This window comes from Dyella sp. 01L423 (assembly GCF_056399945.1).
Map to the genome: position 1 here is coordinate 14,528 of NZ_JBFTSI010000010.1, position 22,153 is coordinate 36,680.

General features: G+C 63.7%; 17 protein-coding genes. 7 read left to right on the forward strand and 10 right to left on the reverse strand.

The window, feature by feature from the left end:
* Positions 1 to 3: 3 nt before the first annotated feature.
* Positions 4 to 255, reverse strand: coding sequence for a hypothetical protein (locus AC1DMY_RS20035; RefSeq protein ID WP_477166612.1), 252 nt, complete (start codon positions 253 to 255; stop codon positions 4 to 6).
* 190 nt (positions 256 to 445) lie between these two features.
* Here AC1DMY_RS20035 and AC1DMY_RS20040 point away from each other — a divergent pair, with 190 nt between their 5' ends.
* Both AC1DMY_RS20040 and AC1DMY_RS20045 read left to right on the forward strand, forming a co-directional pair.
* Positions 446 to 589, forward strand: coding sequence for a hypothetical protein (locus tag AC1DMY_RS20040; protein ID WP_477166613.1), 144 nt, complete (start codon positions 446 to 448; stop codon positions 587 to 589).
* 231 nt (positions 590 to 820) lie between these two features.
* The gene (locus tag AC1DMY_RS20045) at positions 821 to 3,034 is read left to right on the forward strand and encodes a TonB-dependent receptor (RefSeq protein WP_477166614.1); all 2,214 of its coding nucleotides are present in this window, start codon (positions 821 to 823) and stop codon (positions 3,032 to 3,034) included.
* A 43-nt stretch (positions 3,035 to 3,077) separates the two neighbouring features.
* Here AC1DMY_RS20045 and AC1DMY_RS20050 read toward each other — a convergent pair whose 3' ends face one another.
* From AC1DMY_RS20050 to AC1DMY_RS20070, 5 genes are all read right to left on the reverse strand, one after another.
* Positions 3,078 to 4,103: a PfkB family carbohydrate kinase gene (locus AC1DMY_RS20050; protein ID WP_477166615.1), complete on the reverse strand. Its 1,026-nt coding sequence runs from the start codon at positions 4,101 to 4,103 to the stop codon at positions 3,078 to 3,080.
* Positions 4,104 to 4,234: 131 nt separating this feature from the next.
* Entirely contained in the window at positions 4,235 to 6,523 is a 2,289-nt protein-coding gene (locus AC1DMY_RS20055; protein WP_477166616.1) for a TonB-dependent receptor, read from the reverse strand.
* Positions 6,524 to 6,780: 257 nt separating this feature from the next.
* Complete coding sequence (locus AC1DMY_RS20060; RefSeq protein ID WP_477166617.1) at positions 6,781 to 8,130, reverse strand: mannitol dehydrogenase family protein; 1,350 nt, start codon at positions 8,128 to 8,130, stop codon at positions 6,781 to 6,783.
* Positions 8,127 to 9,542: a glucuronate isomerase gene (gene uxaC, locus AC1DMY_RS20065; RefSeq protein WP_477166618.1), complete on the reverse strand. Its 1,416-nt coding sequence runs from the start codon at positions 9,540 to 9,542 to the stop codon at positions 8,127 to 8,129. The genes AC1DMY_RS20060 and uxaC overlap by 4 nt, the downstream gene beginning before the upstream one ends.
* Positions 9,543 to 9,554: 12 nt before the next feature.
* The gene (locus AC1DMY_RS20070; protein WP_477166619.1) at positions 9,555 to 10,355 is read right to left on the reverse strand and encodes a FadR/GntR family transcriptional regulator; all 801 of its coding nucleotides are present in this window, start codon (positions 10,353 to 10,355) and stop codon (positions 9,555 to 9,557) included.
* A 90-nt stretch (positions 10,356 to 10,445) separates the two neighbouring features.
* Between AC1DMY_RS20070 and manD the strand changes: the two genes are divergently transcribed.
* The 5 genes from manD to AC1DMY_RS20095 all read left to right on the forward strand — a co-directional run bounded on the left by manD (position 10,446) and on the right by AC1DMY_RS20095 (position 19,009).
* A complete protein-coding gene (gene manD, locus AC1DMY_RS20075) occupies positions 10,446 to 11,672 on the forward strand; it encodes a D-mannonate dehydratase ManD (protein WP_477166620.1) in 1,227 nt (408 codons plus the stop codon).
* 151 nt (positions 11,673 to 11,823) lie between these two features.
* Positions 11,824 to 14,496, forward strand: a complete 2,673-nt coding sequence (locus AC1DMY_RS20080; RefSeq protein WP_477166621.1) for a glycoside hydrolase family 2 TIM barrel-domain containing protein — start codon at positions 11,824 to 11,826, stop codon at positions 14,494 to 14,496.
* Between the two features lie 54 nt (positions 14,497 to 14,550).
* Positions 14,551 to 15,807 (forward strand): MFS transporter, encoded by a 1,257-nt coding sequence (locus AC1DMY_RS20085; RefSeq protein ID WP_477166622.1) that lies wholly within the window; start codon positions 14,551 to 14,553, stop codon positions 15,805 to 15,807.
* Between the two features lie 100 nt (positions 15,808 to 15,907).
* Positions 15,908 to 16,666, forward strand: coding sequence for an SGNH/GDSL hydrolase family protein (locus AC1DMY_RS20090; protein WP_477166623.1), 759 nt, complete (start codon positions 15,908 to 15,910; stop codon positions 16,664 to 16,666).
* A gap of 234 nt (positions 16,667 to 16,900) precedes the next feature.
* Entirely contained in the window at positions 16,901 to 19,009 is a 2,109-nt protein-coding gene (locus AC1DMY_RS20095; RefSeq protein WP_477166624.1) for a TonB-dependent siderophore receptor, read from the forward strand.
* 138 nt (positions 19,010 to 19,147) lie between these two features.
* Here the strand turns inward: AC1DMY_RS20095 and AC1DMY_RS20100 are convergent, their stop codons facing one another.
* The 4 genes from AC1DMY_RS20100 to AC1DMY_RS20115 form a co-directional block, all read right to left on the reverse strand.
* Positions 19,148 to 20,071: a flavin reductase gene (locus AC1DMY_RS20100; protein WP_477166625.1), complete on the reverse strand. Its 924-nt coding sequence runs from the start codon at positions 20,069 to 20,071 to the stop codon at positions 19,148 to 19,150.
* Between the two features lies 1 nt (position 20,072).
* On the reverse strand, positions 20,073 to 20,702 hold the full coding sequence (locus tag AC1DMY_RS20105) for a class I SAM-dependent methyltransferase (protein ID WP_477166626.1): 630 nt from the start codon (positions 20,700 to 20,702) through the stop codon (positions 20,073 to 20,075).
* A gap of 70 nt (positions 20,703 to 20,772) precedes the next feature.
* The gene (locus AC1DMY_RS20110; protein WP_477166627.1) at positions 20,773 to 21,435 is read right to left on the reverse strand and encodes a helix-turn-helix transcriptional regulator; all 663 of its coding nucleotides are present in this window, start codon (positions 21,433 to 21,435) and stop codon (positions 20,773 to 20,775) included.
* Between the two features lie 2 nt (positions 21,436 to 21,437).
* Complete coding sequence (locus AC1DMY_RS20115; protein WP_477166628.1) at positions 21,438 to 22,097, reverse strand: hypothetical protein; 660 nt, start codon at positions 22,095 to 22,097, stop codon at positions 21,438 to 21,440.
* Positions 22,098 to 22,153: the final 56 nt, after the last annotated feature.

Genomic DNA, 22,153 nt, shown 5'->3' on the forward strand with positions numbered 1-22,153 from the left:
CGATCACTCGCCTGGATGTGCGTGTACGTGCACGCCGAGCGCGTAGCCCGACACCAGCCCGGCCGCCAGCGCAACGAGGGTCATCATCCATACGAGCGGATCCATCGCCATCATGCCGAGTTTCCAATCGGCTGAATACGCCATGCTCAGCAGCGTGGCCAAGGCGAACACGGCGCCGCTCACGCGTGCCCAGGCACGCATCGCTCGTTCGTTGTATGCAGCGCAGGGACGGCTGTTGGCTTCGATGAATTGCATGGGGAAATGTCAGCGCGAATCGGGTCCTGTGCAGCTTAGGAAGCTCGCGTAGCCATCAACATAGGACGAATCCGAAATTGGCTCCCTCGAGGTTTTTCGCTGTCGACGGCTAAAGAATTCGACAGCGGCTGCTGGCACGCGCGTGGTCTCCTGAACCTGCCCACCGTTGGGTGACATCCGGAGACCTGCCATGAGTGAGAAGACCTGCGCCGCCTGCGACTACCCGCTGGACGACAACGCCATCAAAGTGACCGTCGGCCATCGCACCGTGGAAGTGTGTTGCGAAGAATGCGCGGAGAAACTGCGCGAGGCCCAATCCCGCGCGACCGGCTAATGGCTGATCACGCGCATCCACGGCGATGCACGTGTGAGTTGCCTGCCGCGTGCCCGGCATCCGCGAATCGGGTTGCCGGGCACGCGGCAGGCGCTTGAAGAATCCTGCGGAAAACGCAGTTATTTGCGTTTAAACCAAAACCTCGACGGCTGGCACTCACGGCGCAAACACAAATGAAAGTGATTCTCAGTTACTTCCAGCTGAGGATCGTCTCGCCGCCGAGGGAACCCCATGCCACACGTACAGGATCGCTGTTCTTCCCATCTTGCGCGCCCGCTCCGGCGCCAGCATTTAAGCCATGGTGTCCATATCGCCCTGCTGATGAGCGCCAGCCTGCTCGCCTCCACGGCAGGGGCGCAGGATGCCGCCGTGACGCTCACGCCCGTCTCGGTGCATGGCGTGTACGACCAGAGCGACCGCACGAGTAACCCGGATCTCGCGCCATCGCTGGGCAAGACCGGCACCAAACTCGAGGACCTGCCGGCCAGCGTGCAGGTGATTCCGCGCGCCCTGATGGCCGAGCAAGGCGCCACCATGCTGCGCGACGTGGTCGCGAACGCCAGCGGCATCAATGCCGGCGGTCAGGATTCCAAGGGCTACTTCGATCACTTCCTGATACGCGGCCTCAACGCGCAGATCTACAGCGATGGTTTCTCCGATGGCGATCAGCTCAGTGGGCTGTCGCATTCGCTCAACGGCGTGGAGCGGGTAGAGATCCTCGAAGGTCCGGGCTCGGCGTTGTTCGGCAGCGGCCCGCCGGGTGGCACCATCAACATCGTGCACTACGCGCCTGCCGCCACTTTCCACTACGGCGGCAGCCTGCAGTACGGCTCATTCGGCTCGATCACCAACAGCGACTACGTCACCGGCCCCACCGGCGTGAACGGTCTGGACTATCGCGTCGACGCCACCTTCTCCCATGTGGACGGCTTCCGCGACCTGCACAGCCACGACTACGAGGTGCGTCCCGCCTTGCGCTGGCTGTGGAGCGATCACATCACCGACTTTGCGCTGGATGCGCGCAATATCCATGAAACGCCCGACTCGTACGGCATCATTTATTTCGACGGCCAGCCGCTGCGGCATGTGTCGATCAATGCGCTGTATTCCTCGCCGTTCACCAGCGCGCATTCGGACTTCGTGCGGCCGACGCTGTCCGACCAGTGGGCGGTGAGCGATGTGCTGACGATCAACAATCGCCTTTCCTATCTGCACCGCACGCTGGATGCCGTAGTCAACGGCGATAGCTCCAGCACCAAGGTGACCAATGGCGAGGTCGTGAATCGCCAGCTGCGCCAGCAGGACGATGACAACGACAGCGTCGACTATCAGTTTGAACCGATCTGGCGATTCGCCACTGGCGATGTGCGCCACACCTTGCTCACCGGTTTCGAATATCAGAATCAGCGCCTGTCGACCGAGCGCAGCACGGCCGACCTGCCCAATATCGTCGATGCGTTTGCGCCGGTGCCGCCGGAAACCTCGCTGGCCGACGTGACGTTCAAATGCGATGCCAAGCACTCCTGCGATGACGACCGTCTGCGTGCGAACTACTACGGCATCTACGCCACCGACCAGGTCGATGTCACCGATGCGTTCAAAGTGCGCGCCGGCGTGCGCCAGGACTGGTGGGATACCTCGCTGACGCCGCGCATCACCGTGCCGGGCCGCTCTGGCACGGACGGCAAGCCGCTGCTGGCCGGCGTGGAAGACTCCCGCAACGACGCGCCGCTGAGCTGGAATATCGGCGCGCTCTACAAGCTGTTCTCGTGGATGTCGCCTTATGTCGGCGTGTCGCGCAGCCACCTCGCCAACTTCAATTCCGAGAACACGCAGAACGGCGTCGGCGCGCCGGAATCCGCGCTGCAATACGAAGCCGGCATCAAGTTCGCCTGGCTCGAAGACCGGATCGTGCTCAACACCGCCGCGTTCGACGTGACGCGCGACCACGTCGCGGCCGCCACGACGATCAATGGCATCGAAGCGGTGGTGTTCGACAGTCAGAAGACGCGTGGCACGGAAGCTTCCATCGATACCGCCCTCACCGACCAGTGGCATCTGCTCGCCAATGTCACCAGCCAGGACGCCACCATCACGGACAATCCGCAGGGCATCACCTCGGTGGGACATCGTCCGCAAGGTGCACCCAATTTTCTCGGCAACCTGTGGACCACCTATCGCTTCCCCATCGCGGGCATTCCCGGCTTCCGCATCGGCGGCGGCGTGAACTACCAGGACAAGAGCTATAGCGATATCACCAACACCAACAGCATCCCGTCCTCCGTGGTGTGGAACGGATTGCTCGGGTATCAGGCGTCGGTGTGGGGCGTGGACGTGAATCTGCGCAACCTCACCAACCGCCGTTATTTCGTGGCGGCCAACGGCGCCGGTGCACTTGTCGGCGAACCGCGTAGCGCGTTCGTGAGCGTGCACGCGGATCTGTGAGGACGTTGTATGGGATGTTCGCCGGTGTGTTCCGGCGAAGGTCCTAACGACGGACGTCGAATGATTCGCCGGCCATGAAATGCCTGATATCGCCCTCGCCAAGCAGGTTGACGTCACCCGACACCGAGTGTTTGAGGCAGAAAGCGGCGAGCGCGAATTCCAGGGCATCGTGCTCAGTCGCGCCGGAAAGCAGGCGATGCAGGAAACCTGCCGTAAAGGCGTCGCCGGTGCCAATGCGGTCGACGATGCCCGGTAGCGCGCACCAACGCGTGTGCATGACGCCATCGCGTGTCGCGCAGAGACCACGCACGTCCTGTTGATCGGCGCTGTGATGAAGCCGCTCGGTGGCGATCATCCAACGCAAACGCGGCCACGTCGTGAAGGCTAGCTCGGCGGCGGCGGCAAAGCGTTCGCTGGCGTCTTCTTGCGCAAACGTCTCGCCGAGCATCATCGCGATATCGCGATCGTTGCCGATCAGCACCGTCGCCTCCGCGGCCATCCTGCGCGTCAGTGATGGTGCATCGTCCGCCCGATCGCTCCACAGCTTGCTGCGATAGTTGCAATCGAACGACACGGGAATTTCGTTGCCCCGCGCTACCTGCGCCGCGGCCCATGCCGCATCGGCCGTGGCCTGGCCCAAGGCCAGATTGATGCCGGACAGATGCAGCCACTTGGCTCCTGCCAGCTGGGCCGGCCAGTCGTAGGCATCACTGCGGGTCAAGGCAAACGCAGAGTCGGCTCGGTCGTATAGGACGTCGGCGGGCCGATGCATCGCGCCCGGCGAGAGGAAATACAGACCCATGCGGCCGTCGACATGACGAATGGCCGGCTGCACGCCCAGGCGTTTGAGTTCGCCAGTGCACGCATGTCCGAGCGCGTTGTCCGGCAAGGTGCTGACCATGACGCTGCGGTGGCCGAGGATGGCCAGCGACGCCGCCACATTTGCTTCCGCGCCACCGAAATGCACGCGCAGATTCGGCGACTGCAGCAATAGTTCGTTATGACCCGGCGAGAGGCGCATCAGCAGCTCGCCAAAACACACCACGTTGCCGTCAGTGACTGGATTCATCGCCTGGTTCCACTCCATCTTTCCCGCCGATAGGAGGATAGCGTGAACTATCGCCCAGGCACGGCGTCTCTGCCGCTTTCGCGGCTACCCGCGATGCGCCCCACGTGGGAGCGCATCGCGGGCCGCTTCGATTACTGGAACTTGTAGGTAGCCCGGATGCCGAAGTAACGCTCGAAATCGCGCGGCAGATAGGACTGCACCGCCAACATATTGTTGTAGTTGCTGGTGGAGTTGGTCAGGTTCGAGTAGTAGTGCTTGTTGAACGCGTTGTTGACGAAGCCCACCACTTCCCAGCGATCGGCCTCCTGGCGCACGCCGATGGAGAAGTTGGCCACGCCGTAGCCGCCCTGCACCGTCAGCGGATCCTGGCTGAGCGAGTAATTGACCGCGCTCTGGAACGTATACGAACCATCGACCACGCCCAGCAAGCCGGTCGAACCCAGCGGATGGCTGTAGTTGAAGTTGGCAGCGAACTTCCACTTCGGTGCCAGCGGCGGGCGAGAGCCTGCCAGGTTCTGGCTCTTCACCGTGGTACCCGTGCAGCCCTGTGCAAGTGTCTGGTTGGGATAGCACTGGGCAAACGGGAAATCGGTGATCTTGGCGTCGAGGTAGGTGACCGAGGCGCCCAGGGTCAGGTCCTCGTTCACGTGATAGCCGCTTTCCAGCTCGATACCACGCGTATGCAGTTTGCCGACGTTGGCCAGGCGGTAATTGGTGGTGCCGTCGGACAGCGTCTCGATGCCCTGCGCCTGGAAGTCCTTGTAGTGGGTATCGAACAACGTGGTGTTCAAGGTCACGTGTCGATCGAGGAACTGCATGCGCGAGCCGAGCTCGTAGTCGGTCGAGGTTTCCGGCTTCACCGGACCGCCGGCAGCACGCACCGCGTTGAAGCCCGTCGACAGATCGTAGGTTTCACCCTTGTGGCCCGAGGCCGTGGTGAAGTACAGCATGATGTCGTCGTTGATCTGCTGCTGCACGCCGACCTTGTAGGTGCCAAACGTGTCGCCGTTGCTGCCGTTGAAGGCCTTCTTGGCGAGGTAGTCGTTGAAGGTGTAGCCGATCTTTTCGTAGCTTTCGCGACCACCAAGGATCAACGTGGTATCCGGCAGCAGGTCATATTCGACCTGGCCAAAGGCGGCGTACTGCTTGGAGTACGAAGTCGCATACCAGGAGGCCAGCGAGTAATACGGGCCGCGACCGAAGTTGCGGCTGTAGTTCACGTCCGCGTAGAACAGACCCAGGGTGTAGCGGAAGCGATCGTCGCCCGGCGACAGCAGGCGGAATTCCTGCGTGGTCTGATGCGAGGCGAAGGTGCCGAACTGGCGGTTGTCGAGCTGCTTGAGCGCCGACTCGTCCTGGTCCAGGCGATCGAACATCTTGTAGCTGTCCAACGAGGTGATCGACATGAGCGTCGGACCACCGAAGTCATAGGACACCTTCACCGATCCGGCGGTATCGGTGTAGTCGGTGCCCGTCGTGTAGTTGTTCACGACATTGGTGTTTTCCGGATAAGCCGTGACGCCGGGCGCGAACACCGGCGGCGCGTAGACGCCGCGCAGATATGCCGTCGGACCCAGGGCAATGAACGGGCGTCCGGTGGTGGTGTGGCCATCGATGTAATCGAAGCCGAACGTGACGTTCAACGCCTCGATCGGATCCCACACCAGCTTGTTGCGCGTGGACAGCGTGCGACGACCATTGACGTCGTTGCCGTTGTACAGGTTGGTCACGTTGCCGCCGAAATTGTCGTAATTCCAGCTGCTGCGGAAACCGAGGTTCGAGGTGATGGGACCGGAAAACACCGCCGTGCCGCCCGCCTCGCCATCACCCGTGGCCAGCGCGCTGACTTCCGCGGTGAGCGTGTCCGAGGGCGGCAAGGTGGTGATGTTGATCAGGCCCGCCGAGGCGGACTTGCCATACAGCGTGCTCTGCGGGCCGCGCAGCACTTCGATCTGCGCAATGTCCGACAGATCGGTGAAGGCGCGCGGCTGGAAGGCGATCGGAACATCGTCCACCACGACCGCCACGCTGGGCTCGACGCCGATGGAGAACGCGAAGGTGCCCACGCCGCGGATGGTCAGCGATGCGTTGACGGGATTCTCCGCCGGCTTGATCACCAGCGACGGTGCGACGCGATTGAGATCGTTGAAGTCGCGAACGGCAAACGCTTCGAGCTGATCGGAATTGACCACCGCCACCGCGACCGGCACCTTCTGCAGGTTTTCCGTGCGCTTCTCCGCCGTCACCGTCACGGCCTGCAAGTCCTTGGTAGGCGCTGGCGTGGAAGTGTTCTTGGCGGTCGTGTCGCCCGACTGCGCCTGAGCGGGCGCGTCGTTGTCAGCAGCCACCGCCGGGGTGTTCATGAGCACATAACCGGCTAGTACGGCTCCCACCCACTGGCTTAAAACCTTGCGCTTCATAAATTGGCCTCTCCCCATACGGCCTTATTGGTCAGACCAATACTGCACGTCGGAGCAGACACCGTCAATCAATTCGGTTATGCAGATTTGTCATTTGGCGGCAACTCTGAAAATGTCAGCGCAGTCTTGTGCGTCGCGACAAAACCATAGCTAAAACAGCTGCTTTGCTTTTGCCGCGATTATCGCCGGATTCAAACGAGAACGCGCCTGACAAACCACTTCCAATGCTGCGCGGCAGCAATGGCAAATAAAATTGGTCAATCTGCTTTCAGCATCCGGGTGATGGCCTGCCGTTCGTCTCCGGAACACACCCAGCAGCCAGCAAACACACCTTGCGCACCAAACAGAGCGGCCACGATGCCGCCCCTGCCCTCGCTCGTCCACAGCGCCGCGAGCTGCTCCGCCATCGGATCGTCGACGGCATGACCCTCGCCCCGCACGAAGTCGATCCAGGCTGCCAGCGCCGCTAGCAGCGCCGGACAGGCCTGGCCCTGTCGGCTGTGCCAGCGCAAGGTATCCAGCCAGCGCTGGGGGATCTTCTGGGAACCGTCCATGGCGATCTGGCGCAGGCGATGGGGCAGCTCGGCATTGGTGAAGCGCTCGATCAAGGCGTCGGCGTAGCGCATCAAGTCCATCGCCACCGCAGGGAGCGTGGGCGCCGCTTCCTGGCGCATGAGGCGATCGATCAGCGGCGCGATGGCCGCGTCAGCAATGGCCTGGTGGACGAATTCATGGCCGCGCGCCAGCCCCAGATAAGCCAGCGCGGAATGCGCGCCGTTGAGCATTCGAAGCTTCGCGGCCTCATACGCCCGCACATCGGTGACGAACTGCACGCCGCCGGTTTCCCAGCGCGGCCGCGGACCGGCGAAGCGATCCTCGATCACCCACTGGCGAAAATGCTCGGTGACCACGGCGCCTTCGTCGCGCATGCCGATGTCATCGGCGACGGCGTCCTTGTCCGCATCGGTCACCAGCGGCACGATGCGATCGACCATGCTTGACGGGCAGGCGCATTCGCGGCGAAACCAGCGCGCGGTTTCCACGTCAGTGGTATCGAGATATTCGCCCAGCGCGGCAGCAAGCCGCTCACCGTTGCCCGGCAGGTTGTCGCAACTGATCAGGCTCAGGCCGCCGGTACCCGCAGCGCGGCGCTGCATCAGCGCCTTGCCGAGATAGTCGTAGATGGAACCATCGCCACGCGATACGTAGCCCTTCTCGGTTACCGTGAGCGTCACGATGTGCACGTCCGGCGAGGCCAGTGCACTTACCACGGCGCCGGGGTCTTGCGATGCCACCAGCACGCGGCGCACCGCACCGATCAAGCGCGGAGCGTTTGCTCCAGGCCCTCGCTCCGATAGCGTGTACAGGCCGTCCTGCGGCGCCAACAGATGGTTGACGTCCGGCGAGCGCAGCGACACACCAGTGATCGCCCAGTCGCGATCTCCGGCATTCATCGCATCGTCGGTGTACACCGCCTGATGGGCGCGATGAAATGCGCCAATGCCCAGATGCACCAGCCCACATGCCTGCGCATCGCGCGCATAGTCTGGGTGGCGCACGCGCGACGACAACAGGGCCTCGGTCGCCCGCGACAGCCTGGTGCTCACAAGCGATAAGCCCGCTTGGCCAACGGGCCCGCCAGTTCAACGGCGAGCTCCGCCGCTTCCCAGTCTTCGAGGCGATGCTCGACGACAAGCTCGGCGAGATAGCCGCAGTCGATGCGGCGCGCCAGATCATGCCGCGCAGGAATCGAGAGGAAGGCTCGCGTGTCGTCGTTGAAACCGACCGTGTTGTAGAAGCCCGCCGTTTCGGTCGTCGCCCTGCGGAAGCGACGCATGCCTTCGGGACTGTCGTGGAACCACCACGCAGGGCCCAGCCGCAGCGCCGGATAGTGGCCCGCCAGCGGCGCCAGCTCGCGCGCATAGGTCGACTCATCCAGCGTGAACACGATGATGGTCAGCGACGGCTCGTTGCCATAGCGCGCCAGCAACGGTTGCAGCGCACGCACGTACTCAGTGCGCAGCGGAATATCGGCGCCCTTGTCGCGGCCGAAGCGCGCGAACAACGAGGGATTGTGGTTGCGGTAGCTGCCCGGATGAATCTGCATGACCAGACCATCCTCGAGGCTCATGCCCGCCATCACGGTGAGCATCTGTGCGCGGAACAATTCCGCATCGGCCGGCGACGGCTGCCCATGCGTGACTCGCGCAAACAACGCGGCAGCCTCGGCATCGGAAAGATCGGCGGTCGCGGCGGTGGGATGCCCGTGATCGGTTGAAGTGGCGCCCATCGATGCAAAGAACGCACGCCGCTGCCGGAGCGCCGCGAGATAACCCGTCCAGCTGCGGGCATCTTCGCCGGTCAGCTGGGAAAGCCGATCCAGATTCGGCAGGAATCCTTCGAACTCCGGATCGATCACCGGATCCGGACGGAACGCGGTGATCACGCGACCCTGCCAACCGCTGGCGCGAATGGCGGCGTGATGCTGCAGCGAGTCGATCGGCGATTCGGTGGTGGCCAGCACATCGATATTGAAGCGTTCGAACAAGGCGCGCGGCCGGAACGCCGGCGTGGCCAGCTGCTCGGCGATGCGGTCGAAATACACATCGGCCGTGCCGCCGTCCAGGCGGTGCTGCATGCCGAACACTTCGGCGAACACCCAGTCCAGCCAGGTGCGCGACGGCGTGCCGCGAAACAGGTGGTAGTGCTCGGCCAGGAGGCGCCATGCAGCGCGCGAGTCGACCGGTGCCGACGTCTCGCCGCGTGGCCGCACACCCAGAGCCTCGAGCGGCACGCCCTGGCTGTAGAGCATGCGCAGCACATAGTGATCCGGCGTCAGCAGCAGGCTGGTCGCATCAGCGAAGGGTTCGTTGTCGGCAAACCACTGCGGGTCCGTGTGCCCATGCGGACTGACGATAGGCAGCTTTTCCACCAGCGCATACAGCTGCTGGCAGATTGCGCGACAGGCGGGATCGGCAGGAAAGAACCGGTCCGGATGGACCACCAAAGGATGCGCCATGCGTGAACTCAATCAGATCGAAGCGACGTTGCCGAAACGGCGACGCGTGGTAGCAACAGCCTCGCGTGCCTTGGCGAGCGCCTGCTCTTCGGTGGCGAACAGCAGATGATCGATCACGGCGGCCAGGTGCGCGCGCATCGCGGCGCGTGCCTTGGCGGGATCGCGCGTGCGCAAGGCCTCGACGATCGCACTGTGCTCCTCGACCACCGGGCGCACCTTGGCGGCGCGCGCCTTGGCGTGCAGCAGGGCGCATTCGGGCGAGGTGGAACGCAGTCGCCACAGCTCTTCGATGGCGTTGACGATGGCGAGGTTGCGGGTGGAGCGCGCGATCAGCATGTGGAAGTCGCGGTCGGCGTTCTCGGTCACGCTGCGGCGCTGGTTTTCATCCGAGATCTGTCGCACCAGGCTTTCCAGCTCGTCGAGCTCGGCGTCGGTGATATTGGTGGCCGCGAGTGCCGCGCTCTCACCCTCGAACAGCAGGCGGGCCTCGGTAAGCTCGAACGCCGTGACATTGAAGCCCGGCCTGTCGTCGATGCCCGGCAGCCGGCGCACATAAGCGCCCGAACCCACCCGCACATCGATCAGACCCTGCACTTCAAGCGCGATCATCGCTTCGCGAACGGCCGGGCGACTTACATCGTGCTCCACCGCCAGCTCCCGTTCGGCCGGCAGGCGGTCGCCAACCGCGTACTTGCCGTTGGCCAATTCCTGGAATAACCGGTGCGCGACGCGCTGGTAGAGCCTGCCGTTGCTGGCCTGCGTCTCGGCCGAATCTCCGGCGACGGCTTTCTTGGCCTTCTTGGTAGGGGTCATGGCGCTGTGTTTTCCAAATTAGTAAGACCAATATTGTCTAAATTGGCAAGGCAGAATAGTATGCCTGCAGTATAGCCCCCAGCCGCTGAAATGGAAGCCGGATACTCCATGAAGATTGAACGAGCCCGCGTGATCGTCACCTCTCCAGGTCGCAACTTCGTGACCCTGAAAATCGAGACGGATCAAGGGGTCAGCGGTATCGGTGATGCTACGCTCAACGGCCGCGAAAAGGCGGTCGTCGCCTACCTCGAAGAGCATGTCATTCCCTGCCTGATCGGCAAGGACCCTCGCCGCATTGAGGACATCTGGCAATACCTATACCGCGGCGCCTACTGGCGGCGCGGGCCGGTCACCATGTCCGCGATCGCGGCGGTCGACACGGCGCTTTGGGACATCAAGGCCAAGATGGCCGGCATGCCGCTATACGACCTGCTGGGCGGCAAGAGCCGCGAGGGCGTGATGGTCTATGGCCATGCCAATGGCGGCGATCTGGCCGAGACGGTGGATGAAGTCGCCCGCTATGTCGACCTGGGCTACAAGGCCATCCGCGCGCAGTCCGGCGTGCCCGGCGTCAAGGACGCCTACGGCGTCGGTCGCGGCAAGATGTTCTACGAACCGGCCGGCGTCGGCCTGCCGCAGGAAACGGTGTGGAATACCGCCAAGTACCTGCGCTTCGTGCCCACCCTGTTCGACAAGCTGCGCGACAAGTTCGGCTTCGACGTGCATCTGCTGCATGACGCCCACCATCGCCTGACGCCCATCGAGGCGGCCCAGCTGGGCAAGGCGCTGGAGCCTTATTCGATGTTCTGGCTGGAAGACGCCACCCCGGCGGAAAACCAGGAAGCGTTCCGCCTGATCCGCCAGCACACCACCACGCCGCTGGCGGTGGGCGAGATCTTCAACACGATCTGGGACGCCAAGGACCTGATCCAGAACCAGCTGATCGACTACATCCGCACCACCGTGGTGCGCGCGGGCGGCATCACCCACCTGCGCCGCATCGCCGATCTGGCCGCGCTCTACCAGGTGCGCACCGGCAGCCACGGCGCCACCGACCTCTCGCCCGTGACCATGGGCGCTGCCCTGCACTTCGACTCGTGGGTGCCCAACTTCGGCATCCAGGAATACATGCGTCACTCGCCCGAAACCGATGCGGTGTTCCCTCACGCCTATCGCTTCGAGCAAGGCTATCTGTATCCCGGCGATGCGATCGGCCATGGCGTGGAGATCGACGAGAAGGAAGCGGCGAAGTACCCGTACGAACCCGCCTATCTCCCGGTCGCACGCCTGGAAGACGGCACCATGTGGAACTGGTAAGCGAACACGATTTCCCTCCGCCGCCGTGCCCTGCACGGCGGCTTTTTTTATGGGCCATCTCCGTCTCTCCGTGCCGGTAGTCTCGTTGACACCGCCGCAGCCTTGCCGGAGTATTGGTCAAACCAATATTTCCAAAACAGGATAACCGGTGATGCATCGACCCAGCGTTCGACGAGTCCTTGCTTCCGCGTGCCTGGCGAGTTTGATCGCGGTCGCCGCGATCCTGCCGGTTACCGCGCTGGGCGCACCCTCGCCGGCAGCTGATGGCCGCGGCACCCAGGCACTCACCACCGGTTGGCAATTCCGCTTCGGCGGCGACCCGGCGGGGGTCAGCGACAGCAACTACGACGACCACGGCTGGACCTCGGTCAGTCTTCCGCATACCTGGAACCGCGTGGGCGAATACGGCCTCACGCCGTCGCCGGCCATGAACAACAGCCATGGCCTGGGTTGGTACCGCCTGCATCTGGATGTGCCGTCGAAACTGGCGGGCCGCCGGTTGTTCCTGCAGTTCGACGCGGTCGGCAACATCGCCGACGTGTGGGTCAACGGCGTGCATGTCGGACGCCACGAAGGTGCGTTCTCGCGTTTCCGCTTTGACGTCACTCAGGCGATCAAGCCCGGCGCCAGCAACGTGATCGTGGTGAAGGCCGACAACACCAAGCCGGATATCGGTGCATCGACCGAGAACGTCATACCGCTCGGTGGTGACTTCTTCATCCACGGCGGCATGTATCGCCAGGTGGCCTTGATCGACACGGACAGCGCGCAGATCGACTTGCTCGATCACGGCAGCCCTGGCGTCTACGTGAGCACACCCGAAGTCAGCAAGGACGCCGCCAACGTGTCGGTGCTGGCGAAGTTGCGCAATTTCTCCGCCACGTCGCGCAACCTCACCCTCGTCACCACCATCCGCGACGATGCGAAGCGCGTGGTCACCCAGGACAGCAGCGCCGTGAAGCTCGATGGCTCGGCTACGCTCGATGCGCGTCGCTCGTTGACGCTCAGGCAGCCGCGGCTCTGGCGCGGTCTCAAGGATCCCTATCTATACGCGGTCACGGTGGAGTTGCGCGACCACGGCAAGGTGATCGACCGTGTCGAGCAACCGCTGGGCGTACGCAGTTTCAAATTCGACGCCAACCAGGGTTTCAGCCTCAACGGCGAAGCACTGCCACTGCGCGGCGCATCGCGTCACCAGGACAGGCTGGGCAAGGGCTGGGCGATTTCGCCGCAGGATCACGCCGAAGACATGGCGATCATGGCCGAGATGGGCGTGAATACCATCCGCGGTGCGCACTACCAGCACGCGCAGGAGTGGTACGACGACGCCGACAAGACCGGCATGATCATGTGGGCCGAAGTGCCGTTCGTGCACCAGTCCTCCTTCACCAACAGCGCACCGAAGCAGGCGTTGATCGACAACGGTAAAGAACAACTTGTGGAACTGATTCGCCAGAACTACAACCATCCCTCCATCGTGATCTGGTCGGTGGGCAACGAGACGGATATCCGTCCCGTGCAGCTGAAATTAAAGACGCCGGCCCAATCGCTGGTCATGCTCAAGGTCCTCGACGAGGTCGCCAGGCAGGAAGATCCCTCACGCGCCACCGGTTATGCCGATTGCTGCGAAGACTCCATTGCAGGCCAACCGGTGCTGAGCAATGTCGCTGATATCACGGGCTACAACCGCTATTTCGGTTGGTACTACGGCAAGCCGGAAGAACTCGGAACGTTTCTGGACAAGATGCACGCGCGCTATCCCGCCATGCCGATCGGCGTGAGCGAGTACGGCGCGGGCGGCGGCCTCACCCAGCACACGGACAATCCGCTGGGAGGTCCGGTCAATGTGTTTGGACGTCCGCATCCGGAAGAGTACGAAAGCTGGGTACACGAGCAATCGTGGAAGGCGCTGGCGGCACGTCCGTACCTTTCCGGCGTGTGGATCTGGAACATGTTCGACTTCCCTTCCGACCTGCGCGAGGAAGGCGATGCGATCTACCTCAACGACAAGGGCCTGGTCACCTTCGATCGCAAGGTGAAGAAGGACGTGTTCTACTTCTACAAGGCGCAGTGGTCGAGCGAGCCGGTGCTGTACATCACGGGACGGCGCTATGTTGATCGCGCCTATCCGGTGACCGAGGTGCGCGTCTACAGCAATGCCGAGCGTGCGTCGCTCAGCGTCAATGGCCAGGATCGCGGCGCAGCAGCCTGCCCTGAACATATCTGCGTGTGGAACGATGTCGCGCTGAAACCCGGCAGCAACAGCGTGCAGGTGAGCGCTTCCATCAGCGGCAAGCCGCTCAGCGACACGGTCAACTGGACCGCGCCGGATGCCGCCGCCGGCGTGCGCATCAAGTCCGGCAGTCTTACCGGCTTGACCACCAGCGATGGACAGCGATTCGGCTCGGACAATTTCTTTGTGGGCGGCGAAGGCAAGACGCTCAACCCGTTCCGCCGCGGTGCCAACGAAGCGGGCACGGAAGTGCCGGTGAAGCACATCGCTGGCGCCAAAGAAGCCGCGCTCTATGAGGCGTACCGAGAAGGTGCGTTCCAGTACGACGTGCCGCTTCCCAACGGCCGCTGGGAAGTGACCCTCCTTGTCGCCGAACCCGATGCAGCGTTGGCTGCCTCGCGCACGTTCACGGTGAAGGCGGCAGGCACCGCGGTGCTCTCGCACTTCAATCCGGCCAGGGCCGCGGGCGGTGCGCTCAAGGCCGTCGAGCGCCGCTTCCCCGTGGTGGTGAACAACGGTAGGTTGGTGCTGGACTTCGTACCCGAGGGCGGCCCTGCCATCGTGTCTGCCATTACCGTCACGCCGGGCTAAGCAGCACACCCGTCTCCACGATCCACCGGTGCGCATTCGGCGCGAGGTCAACCCATGTTCACGCACGGCCGGCGCTGGTGGATCATTTGCCTCGTCACACTCGGCACGATCCTCAATTACCTTGCGCGCTCGTCGCTCGCCGTGGCCGCGCCCACACTCAAGACGGTGTTCGCCATGTCCACGCGCGAATACAGCTGGGTGGTGGCGACGTTCCAGGGTGCATACACGGTGATGCAGCCGATTGCCGGCTGGGTTCTCGATAAGCTGGGCTTGCGGCTTGGCTTCGCGCTGTTCGCCATCGGCTGGTCGATTTCCAATTGCGCTCACGCGCTCGCCGGCAGCTGGATGGGGCTCGCGTTCTTTCGCGGACTGCTCGGCGCCACGGAAGCGGCGGCGATTCCCAGCGGCCTGAAGGTCGTCTCCGAATGGTTTCCGCCAAAAGAACGCACGGTCGCCACCGGCTGGTTCAATATCGGCTCGTCGCTGGGCGCCATGATCGCGCCGCCGCTGGTGATCTTCTGCATCCTGCACTGGGGCTGGCAGATGGCGTTTATCGTCACCGGCGGGCTGGGCTTGCTGTGGGCGGCGCTCTGGTACTGGGGCTATCGCAAGCCTGAGGATGATGTTCACCTCGGGGCCGATGAGCGCGCCTACATCCTGAGCGGTCGCGCTGTGGACCCGCCGGCAAAAGGCGCCGATGCGTGGCACGCCGTGCTGGCCACGCGGGAATTCTGGAGCATCGCCATTCCCCGCTTTCTCGCCGAGCCGGCGTGGCAGACCTTCAACTTCTTCATCCCGCTGTATCTGTCCGAAGTGCGTCACATGGACTTGAAGCACGTCGCCGCGTTTGCGTGGCTGCCCTTTCTTGCCGCCGATGCCGGCTCGCTTTGCGGCGGCTATCTCGCGCCGTGGCTGATGCGTCGCTTCGGTGCGTCGCTGCTCACCTCGCGCAAGCTCGTCATGACGCTGGGCACCTCGTTGATGATCGGTCCCGCCTGCATCGGCCTGGCCGACAGCACCACCTTGGCCATCGTGTTGTTCTGCGTGGGTGGCTTCGCGCACCAGATGTTGTCGGGTGCATTGATGACCTTGTCGGCCGACGTGTTCGACAGTCGCATCGTGGCGACGGCCACCGGCATGGCGGGTTCGGCGGCATGGATCGGCGGTCTGGCGTTCTCCCTGGTGGTGGGCGCACTGGCCGACAGCCTGGGCTACCACCCGCTGTTTGCCTGCCTTGGCGTACTCGATCTGCTCGCTGCGATCGCGTTGTGGAGCTTGTTGCGCGAGCGGCGTGGTCTGGCGCGGGCGTGATGCCGCGCATCAACTTCCATCGTCCTGCGTCGTGAATTAAGGTGGCAGCGCGCTTTTGCATGCGCGCTGTTTGACTACGCCCCTCCTCACGGACACGCGCATGACTGCTCGATGGATGATCGCTTCCACGCTCGCCTCGCTGCTGTGCCTCGCCACGTCACTGGCCAACGCGCAGGAACACGTCGCCGGCATCGTTGCCGATCCATGCACCATGGAGAAGGCCTCAGAGAGGGGGACCGTCTTCGCGCGCGACTTCGCTCAGCTGTGCCAGTACCGCGCGCAGAATGCCGAACTGATGAAACCCGGCAACGCGGCACCGCGCGTGGTCTTCATGGGTGATTCCATCACCGAGTTCTGGGGACAGAAGGACGCGGCGTTCTTCACGAACGGCAAGGTCGATCGAGGCATCAGCGGCCAGACGACGTCGCAGATGCTGTTGCGCTTTCGCCAGGACGTGATCGAGCTGCATCCGCAAGCGGTGCACATCATGGCCGGCACCAACGATGTGGCCGGCAATACGGGACCGGCGACGCTGGAGCAAGTGGAAGGCAACCTCGCCTCCATGGCGGAGCTGGCCAAGGCGCATGGCATCCATGTGATCCTCGCCAGCGTTCCGCCCGCGGCCCATTTCCCCTGGCGCCCGGGTATGCAAACCGTCCCCACCATCCAGGCGTTGAACCGTTGGATCAAGGACTATGCCGCGCGCAACGGGTTCACCTATGTCGACTACTACGGCGCCATGGCGACGCCCGAGGGCGGCATGAAGGCGGGCATGGCCGAGGACGGCGTCCATCCCACGCGCGAGGGTTACAAGGCAATGGAACCGCTGGCGGAGGCGGCCCTGCGGTCCGTCCCTTAAGCGAACCGGTCGCGTACCTCGACCACCCTCTGAGCCAGCCTTAGCTGAGTAAGATCAGTCGCTTGCAGCGACGCCTGGGTGAGCTGCGGACGCCCGCGCCGGACATCGCGCCGCGGCCGTTTGACGTAAGAAGTTGATCTACAAATAAGAATCATTATCATTGTGTAACTCGCCTCGGGCGAGCCGTGCCGCCACCCGCGGTCACGGCCACGATTCTTCAAGGGTTTCCTCAACATGTCCGCGTCCTTTTCCAGAACCGCGCTTCTGGTAGCGATCTCGTTTGCCCTGCTCGGCCCGGCGCACGCCGACGACCAGACCGACAGCAGCAACACGGCGTCCAAGACCACCAACGCGGACGACCAGAAGAGCGTTTCTCTCGCACCGGTGAACGTCGTCTACTCGACCACCAAGACCGAGACGCCGACCGTCGAGATCCCGCAATCGGTAAGCACCATCACGCCCGATCGCATGTCGCTTTACGGCATGCAGAATCTGGATGAAGCGGTGCGCTACATGGCCGGCGCGGTGGGCGGCAGCTACGGCGCCGATCCGCGCAGCGACTGGATCCTGATCCGCGGCTATGACCCGGCGAAATTCCTGGACGGCCTGGCGCTGCCCAGCGGCTCCTGGACCGCCGATTCGCGTATCGAGCCGTACGGCCTCGAGCGCATCGAAGTGAACAAGGGTCCGTCCTCGGCGATGTACGGCCAGCTGCCGCCCGGCGGCATGATCGACATGACCAGCAAGCGTCCGAGCCTCGATGCACCGCACGAGCTCGAAGCCACCGTGGGCAGCTTCGGCCAGAAGCAACTGGCCGGCGATACCGGCGGCCAGCTCGGCAGCGACGGCCATTGGCTGTGGCGCGTGGTGGCCTTGGCGCGCCAGGGCGATTCCAACATCAAGCATTCCAAGGACGACCGTTACTACTTCGCGCCCAGCCTCACCTGGCAGCCGGACGACAACACCTCGTTGACCATCCTGCCGCGCTACCAGCGCACGCTGTCCGATGGCGTGGGCGGCTTCCTGCCGTCGCAGGGCACGCTGTATCCCAACCCCAACGGCCAGATTCCACGCGACGTGAATCCGGGTGAGCCAGGCTACGACCACTACTGGAAGACCGACGAATCGATCGGCTACGCCTTCAACCATCGCTTCAACGACGTGTGGTCGTTCCGCCAGGATTTGCGCCTGCAGAACGAGAAGGTGGACCATCGCTCGATCGGCAGCCTGGGCCTGCAGGACGATTTGCGCACGCTCAATCGCTACAACTATCCGCTGGTGGACCACGCCAACGTGTTCGCGGTGGACAACCAGGTCGAGGCGAAATTCGACCAGGGCAGCGTGCAGCACAACGTGCTGATGGGCGTGGACTATCTGCATAGCCACAACGACTACAAGTCGGGCTTCGGCTCTGCACCCAGCATCGACATTTTCAATCCCGTCTATGGCCAGCCGATTCCGCCGGCGCCATATACATTCCACACCAACAGCTTGCTCGAGCAGCTGGGTGCCTACGTGCAGGACCAGATCAGCATCGGCAAGTGGGGCATCGTCGCCAGCGGCCGCGAGGACTGGGTCAGCAACGACGTGAAGGATCTGATCGCCAATACGCGCCAGAAGCAGAACGACAACGCGTTCTCCGGCCGCCTGGGCGTGAACTACACCACCGACATTGGCCTGGTGCCGTACGTGGCCTATTCGCACTCCTTCAAGACCACCGTCGGCACCACCTTTGACGGCAGCGCGTTCAAGCCGATCACCGGCGACCAATACGAAGGCGGCTTGAAGTACCAGACGCCGGACGGCCGCACGCTGATCACCGGCGCCATCTACCAGCTCACGCAGAAGAACGCGCTCACGGTCGATCCGAATCACTTGTTCTTTTCGCTGCAGCAAGGCCAGACGCGTACGCGGGGTGCGGAGCTGGAGGCGAATGTCGCGGTGACTGATCACCTGAACATGACTGCGGCGTATGCGTATACCGACGCCAAGGTCACGCATGCAAACGACGCCACGCTGGGCAAGGAAGTCGCCCTGGTGCCGAAGCAACAGGCCTCGTTGTCAGCCGATTACAACGTGCACGAAGGTGCGCTGGCGGGCCTAGGCTTTGGCGGCGGTGTGCGCTTCATCGGCGAGCACTACGGCGATGCGTTCAATCAGTTCCGCACGGGCGGCTATACGTTGTTCGATGCGAACGCGCACTATGACGTGGAGCGCTGGCGCTTCCAGGTGACCGCGGCGAACCTGTTCGATCGCAATTACATCAGCGCGTGCAACAGTGCGATCTGGTGTTACTACGGGTACCCGCGGGAGATCACGGTGTCGGCGCGGTATCGCTGGTAAGCACCTGCTGGTCGCCGGTCTGTGGGAGCGCACCCTGTGCGCGACGGCCACGCTACGGTGTATCGCTCCGTAGGTCTGTCGCGCACAGGGTGCGCTCCCACAAATGGCACCGAGCCTACCCACAGGCCTGCGCGCAACCTACACCTCCGCAAACGCCTCCACCAATTGCCGCCGATACGCCTGGTAATACGCCGGCGTGTGATGCAGTTGGGTACCTTCGGACAGCTCTTCGCCGGAAGCGATGCGACACACGAAGAACACGTGCGAACCGACGTCCTGGCTATGCACGATGCTCAGCTCATGGATGCGCAGCGACTGTGCGACCGCGGGTATGCCAAACGCCTGTGATGGACGAACGGGAAACGGCAACGCCTGCCAATCCTGCAGCGGATGCTTGTGGTGTTCGCTGAGCTTATAGACCGCCGCCTTCATCGTGGCCGGCACGCTGGAGAGCGCCACCTTGCGCAGCTCGCGCATGAAGGGTGCGGAGACATTGGTGCTGCGCAACGCCAGTGAATAGAAGCCGCTGCGTTCCAGCGGTCCGATCAAGTCCATCGGAAAGATATTCTGGTGATCGCCTGCCCCTAGCGACACCAGTACCACCGGTCGCGGGCACAGGTAGGCGATCATCAACTGCTGCACGGACTCAGGCGTCATGAGTGCATGTTGCGCGGAAGGATGCTTGCGCATCAGGCGATTTTGCAGCCATGCATTCCACGGACGACGCGGCCAACGCAGACAGTGATGCTCGCCTTTGGCCACGTGGTAAAGCGTGAGTGTCTTATCGTCGACGGCGATCGACGTGGCCTTCGCCAGGCGCAGCGTGCCGACGACGTTGCCGGTGGCGCGATCGCTGTATTCGATCACCGCATGTTCGCCGGCATCGATGCTGGTGGCGATGGTCAGTGGCTTGAGCGACGCCACCGTGTGGTCGTTCGTGACATCGGCTGAGCCACCGTCCCAGCGCAAGCTGGCGGCCACCGCATGCTGCGGCGGCGCCAGGGCAATCGTCGACCATTGCGGCAGCGGGCGTACGAACGGCCTTAGCCAGTCCTTCCACATATCAGCGCCGCCGCAGCAACAGGAACAGGTAGAGATCGGTGAATGTGCCGAGCCCGCGTGGAACCACGCGCTCCAGCCGGAAGTGCGGCGCGGCCGCGCGCGCCACGATGCGCGGCGCAAAGCGATGGATATTGCTCTCGCTCGAAATCGCGTAGTGGCCGCGCAGCGCGAGATTGAGCAGGTTCGCGCGCCACCATCCATAGCGTGCGTCGCCGAGGAAATACGGGTTGAGCATGCTGGCCAGCACGAAACCGCCCGGACGAACTACGGCCGACAGCTGATCGAACAGCGCCGCCTGATCGGGAATATGGTTGAGCACGGCGAAGTTCGCGGTTATCGCGTCCACCTTGCAGTCCAGCGGCGATGCCACCGGAACGATGGCCTTGCGCTCGATGTCGTCGCGGCAGTGCACAGCCAGGTAACCGCGCATGGCCTCGGACGGTTCGTACACGAACATCGGGTGACCGCTGGCCGCATAGGTTTTGGCATCGATACCGGTGCCTGCGCCGAAATCGAGCACCTCGGCGCCGGCGGGCAGCAGCCCCAGCGCCAGCTTCTGAAAGCGGTCGCGCACCTGCTGGTCGCGCGGCGAGCTCAGCATGATGTGGTGGTACTGCTCGCCCGTATGCATGGGTTGGTTCGCCCGCCCTCTCGATGTCCGCAGCGTGCATCGCCTCGGCTCTGCGTGAGTGCCCGGCCTGTCACGGAAGGTTGTGCGGGTCGGGCTCCGTCGCCGCCACGCCGAGACGGAAGCGGCAGCACTGCCCGCCGCGCACGATGCATTCCATGTGGTGCACTTCGCGGCCGCTGGCCGCCTTCATATAGGCCAGGTCGAACTTGCACACTTCCTTGTGTTGCCTGGCCACCTCGTGAAAGACGCAATTGAAGGCTTCGATCTGCCATTCGTCGCGATATTTCACTGGCAGCGCCTCGTAGCCCAGGCGATCCAGCTGCGCCGCGAGCGCGCGCACGACCTCTTCGTGGCTCGCCGTGGCCGGCAAGGGCAGCTCCCGCCGGCCCAGCGAGCGGCCCATCTGCTGCATGAACGCTTCGAGCTGTTCGTCGCCCAGCTGGCTGCGCAGGGCGACGAACATTTCAGAGGCAATCACCGCGTAGTTGCGGGGAAACAGCGCGCTGCCCGTCTCGGTGATGCGAAAGATGGCCAGCGGCCGCCCGCCGCTGGGACGCGAACGGGCACGTTCCACATAGCCGTGCGCGATCAGGGCACTGAGGTGTTGGCGCACGGCGTTGTGGGTGATGCGCAGCTTGGCGCAGAGGGTCTCGACCGTGCTCCCGGCGTGTTCCGCCAGCAAGGCCCGCATCAGGCGCTGCTGCGTATCACCGAGATGGTCAAGACCGCTCACGATCAGGCCGCCTTGTCCGGGAACTGCTTGGCGATGGCGCCGGCCAGCGCATCGGCAATCACGTTCATATGCTGCTGCATCGCCGTCCAGGTGGTGGCTTCGGCCTTCATGTCGCCCGCCATGATTTCCTCGATCTGCGCCGAGTGATGCGCCACGTGCCCGGCCATCAGGCTCGATACGGCCGACTCTGGCAGATTCGGGTTCGCGCCGGCGAGGAACTTGGCGATCTCGCCGCCATTGGTCGCCAGTGCGTTCATCGCGGCGGTCTCGGCAGCCGTATCGTGCGTACTATCGGCTTGGGTAAGCGCCTTCACGCCAGCCCAGTGGCCCGCCAGCAGGGTGAACATCTGCTCGCCCGCGGCCTTCCCATAGAAGCCGCCCACGGCATGGGCGATCGCCTTGGCATTGGTCACCACGGCGTCTTCCGCCGCCTTGGCCTTGGCGGCATCGTGAGCATGCACGGCCAGAGCGTATTCGCGGGTGTGCACCACATGGTCATGCCACAGGGAGCGCATGGCGGCCTGCAGCTTGGGCGCGGCGACCGGCGCAGCGGTTTCCGCCATCGCCATGCCATCCATCGTGGCAGCAGGTGCGGGCTGGGCGAAGGACAGGCCCGTCCCGGTCAGGAACAGGGCGGAGGCGAAGATAAGTCGAGCGTTCATTGGTTTTCCCCATGGATGTCGCCGGATGCGACTACGCTCATCCTGGGCCAGCCCTC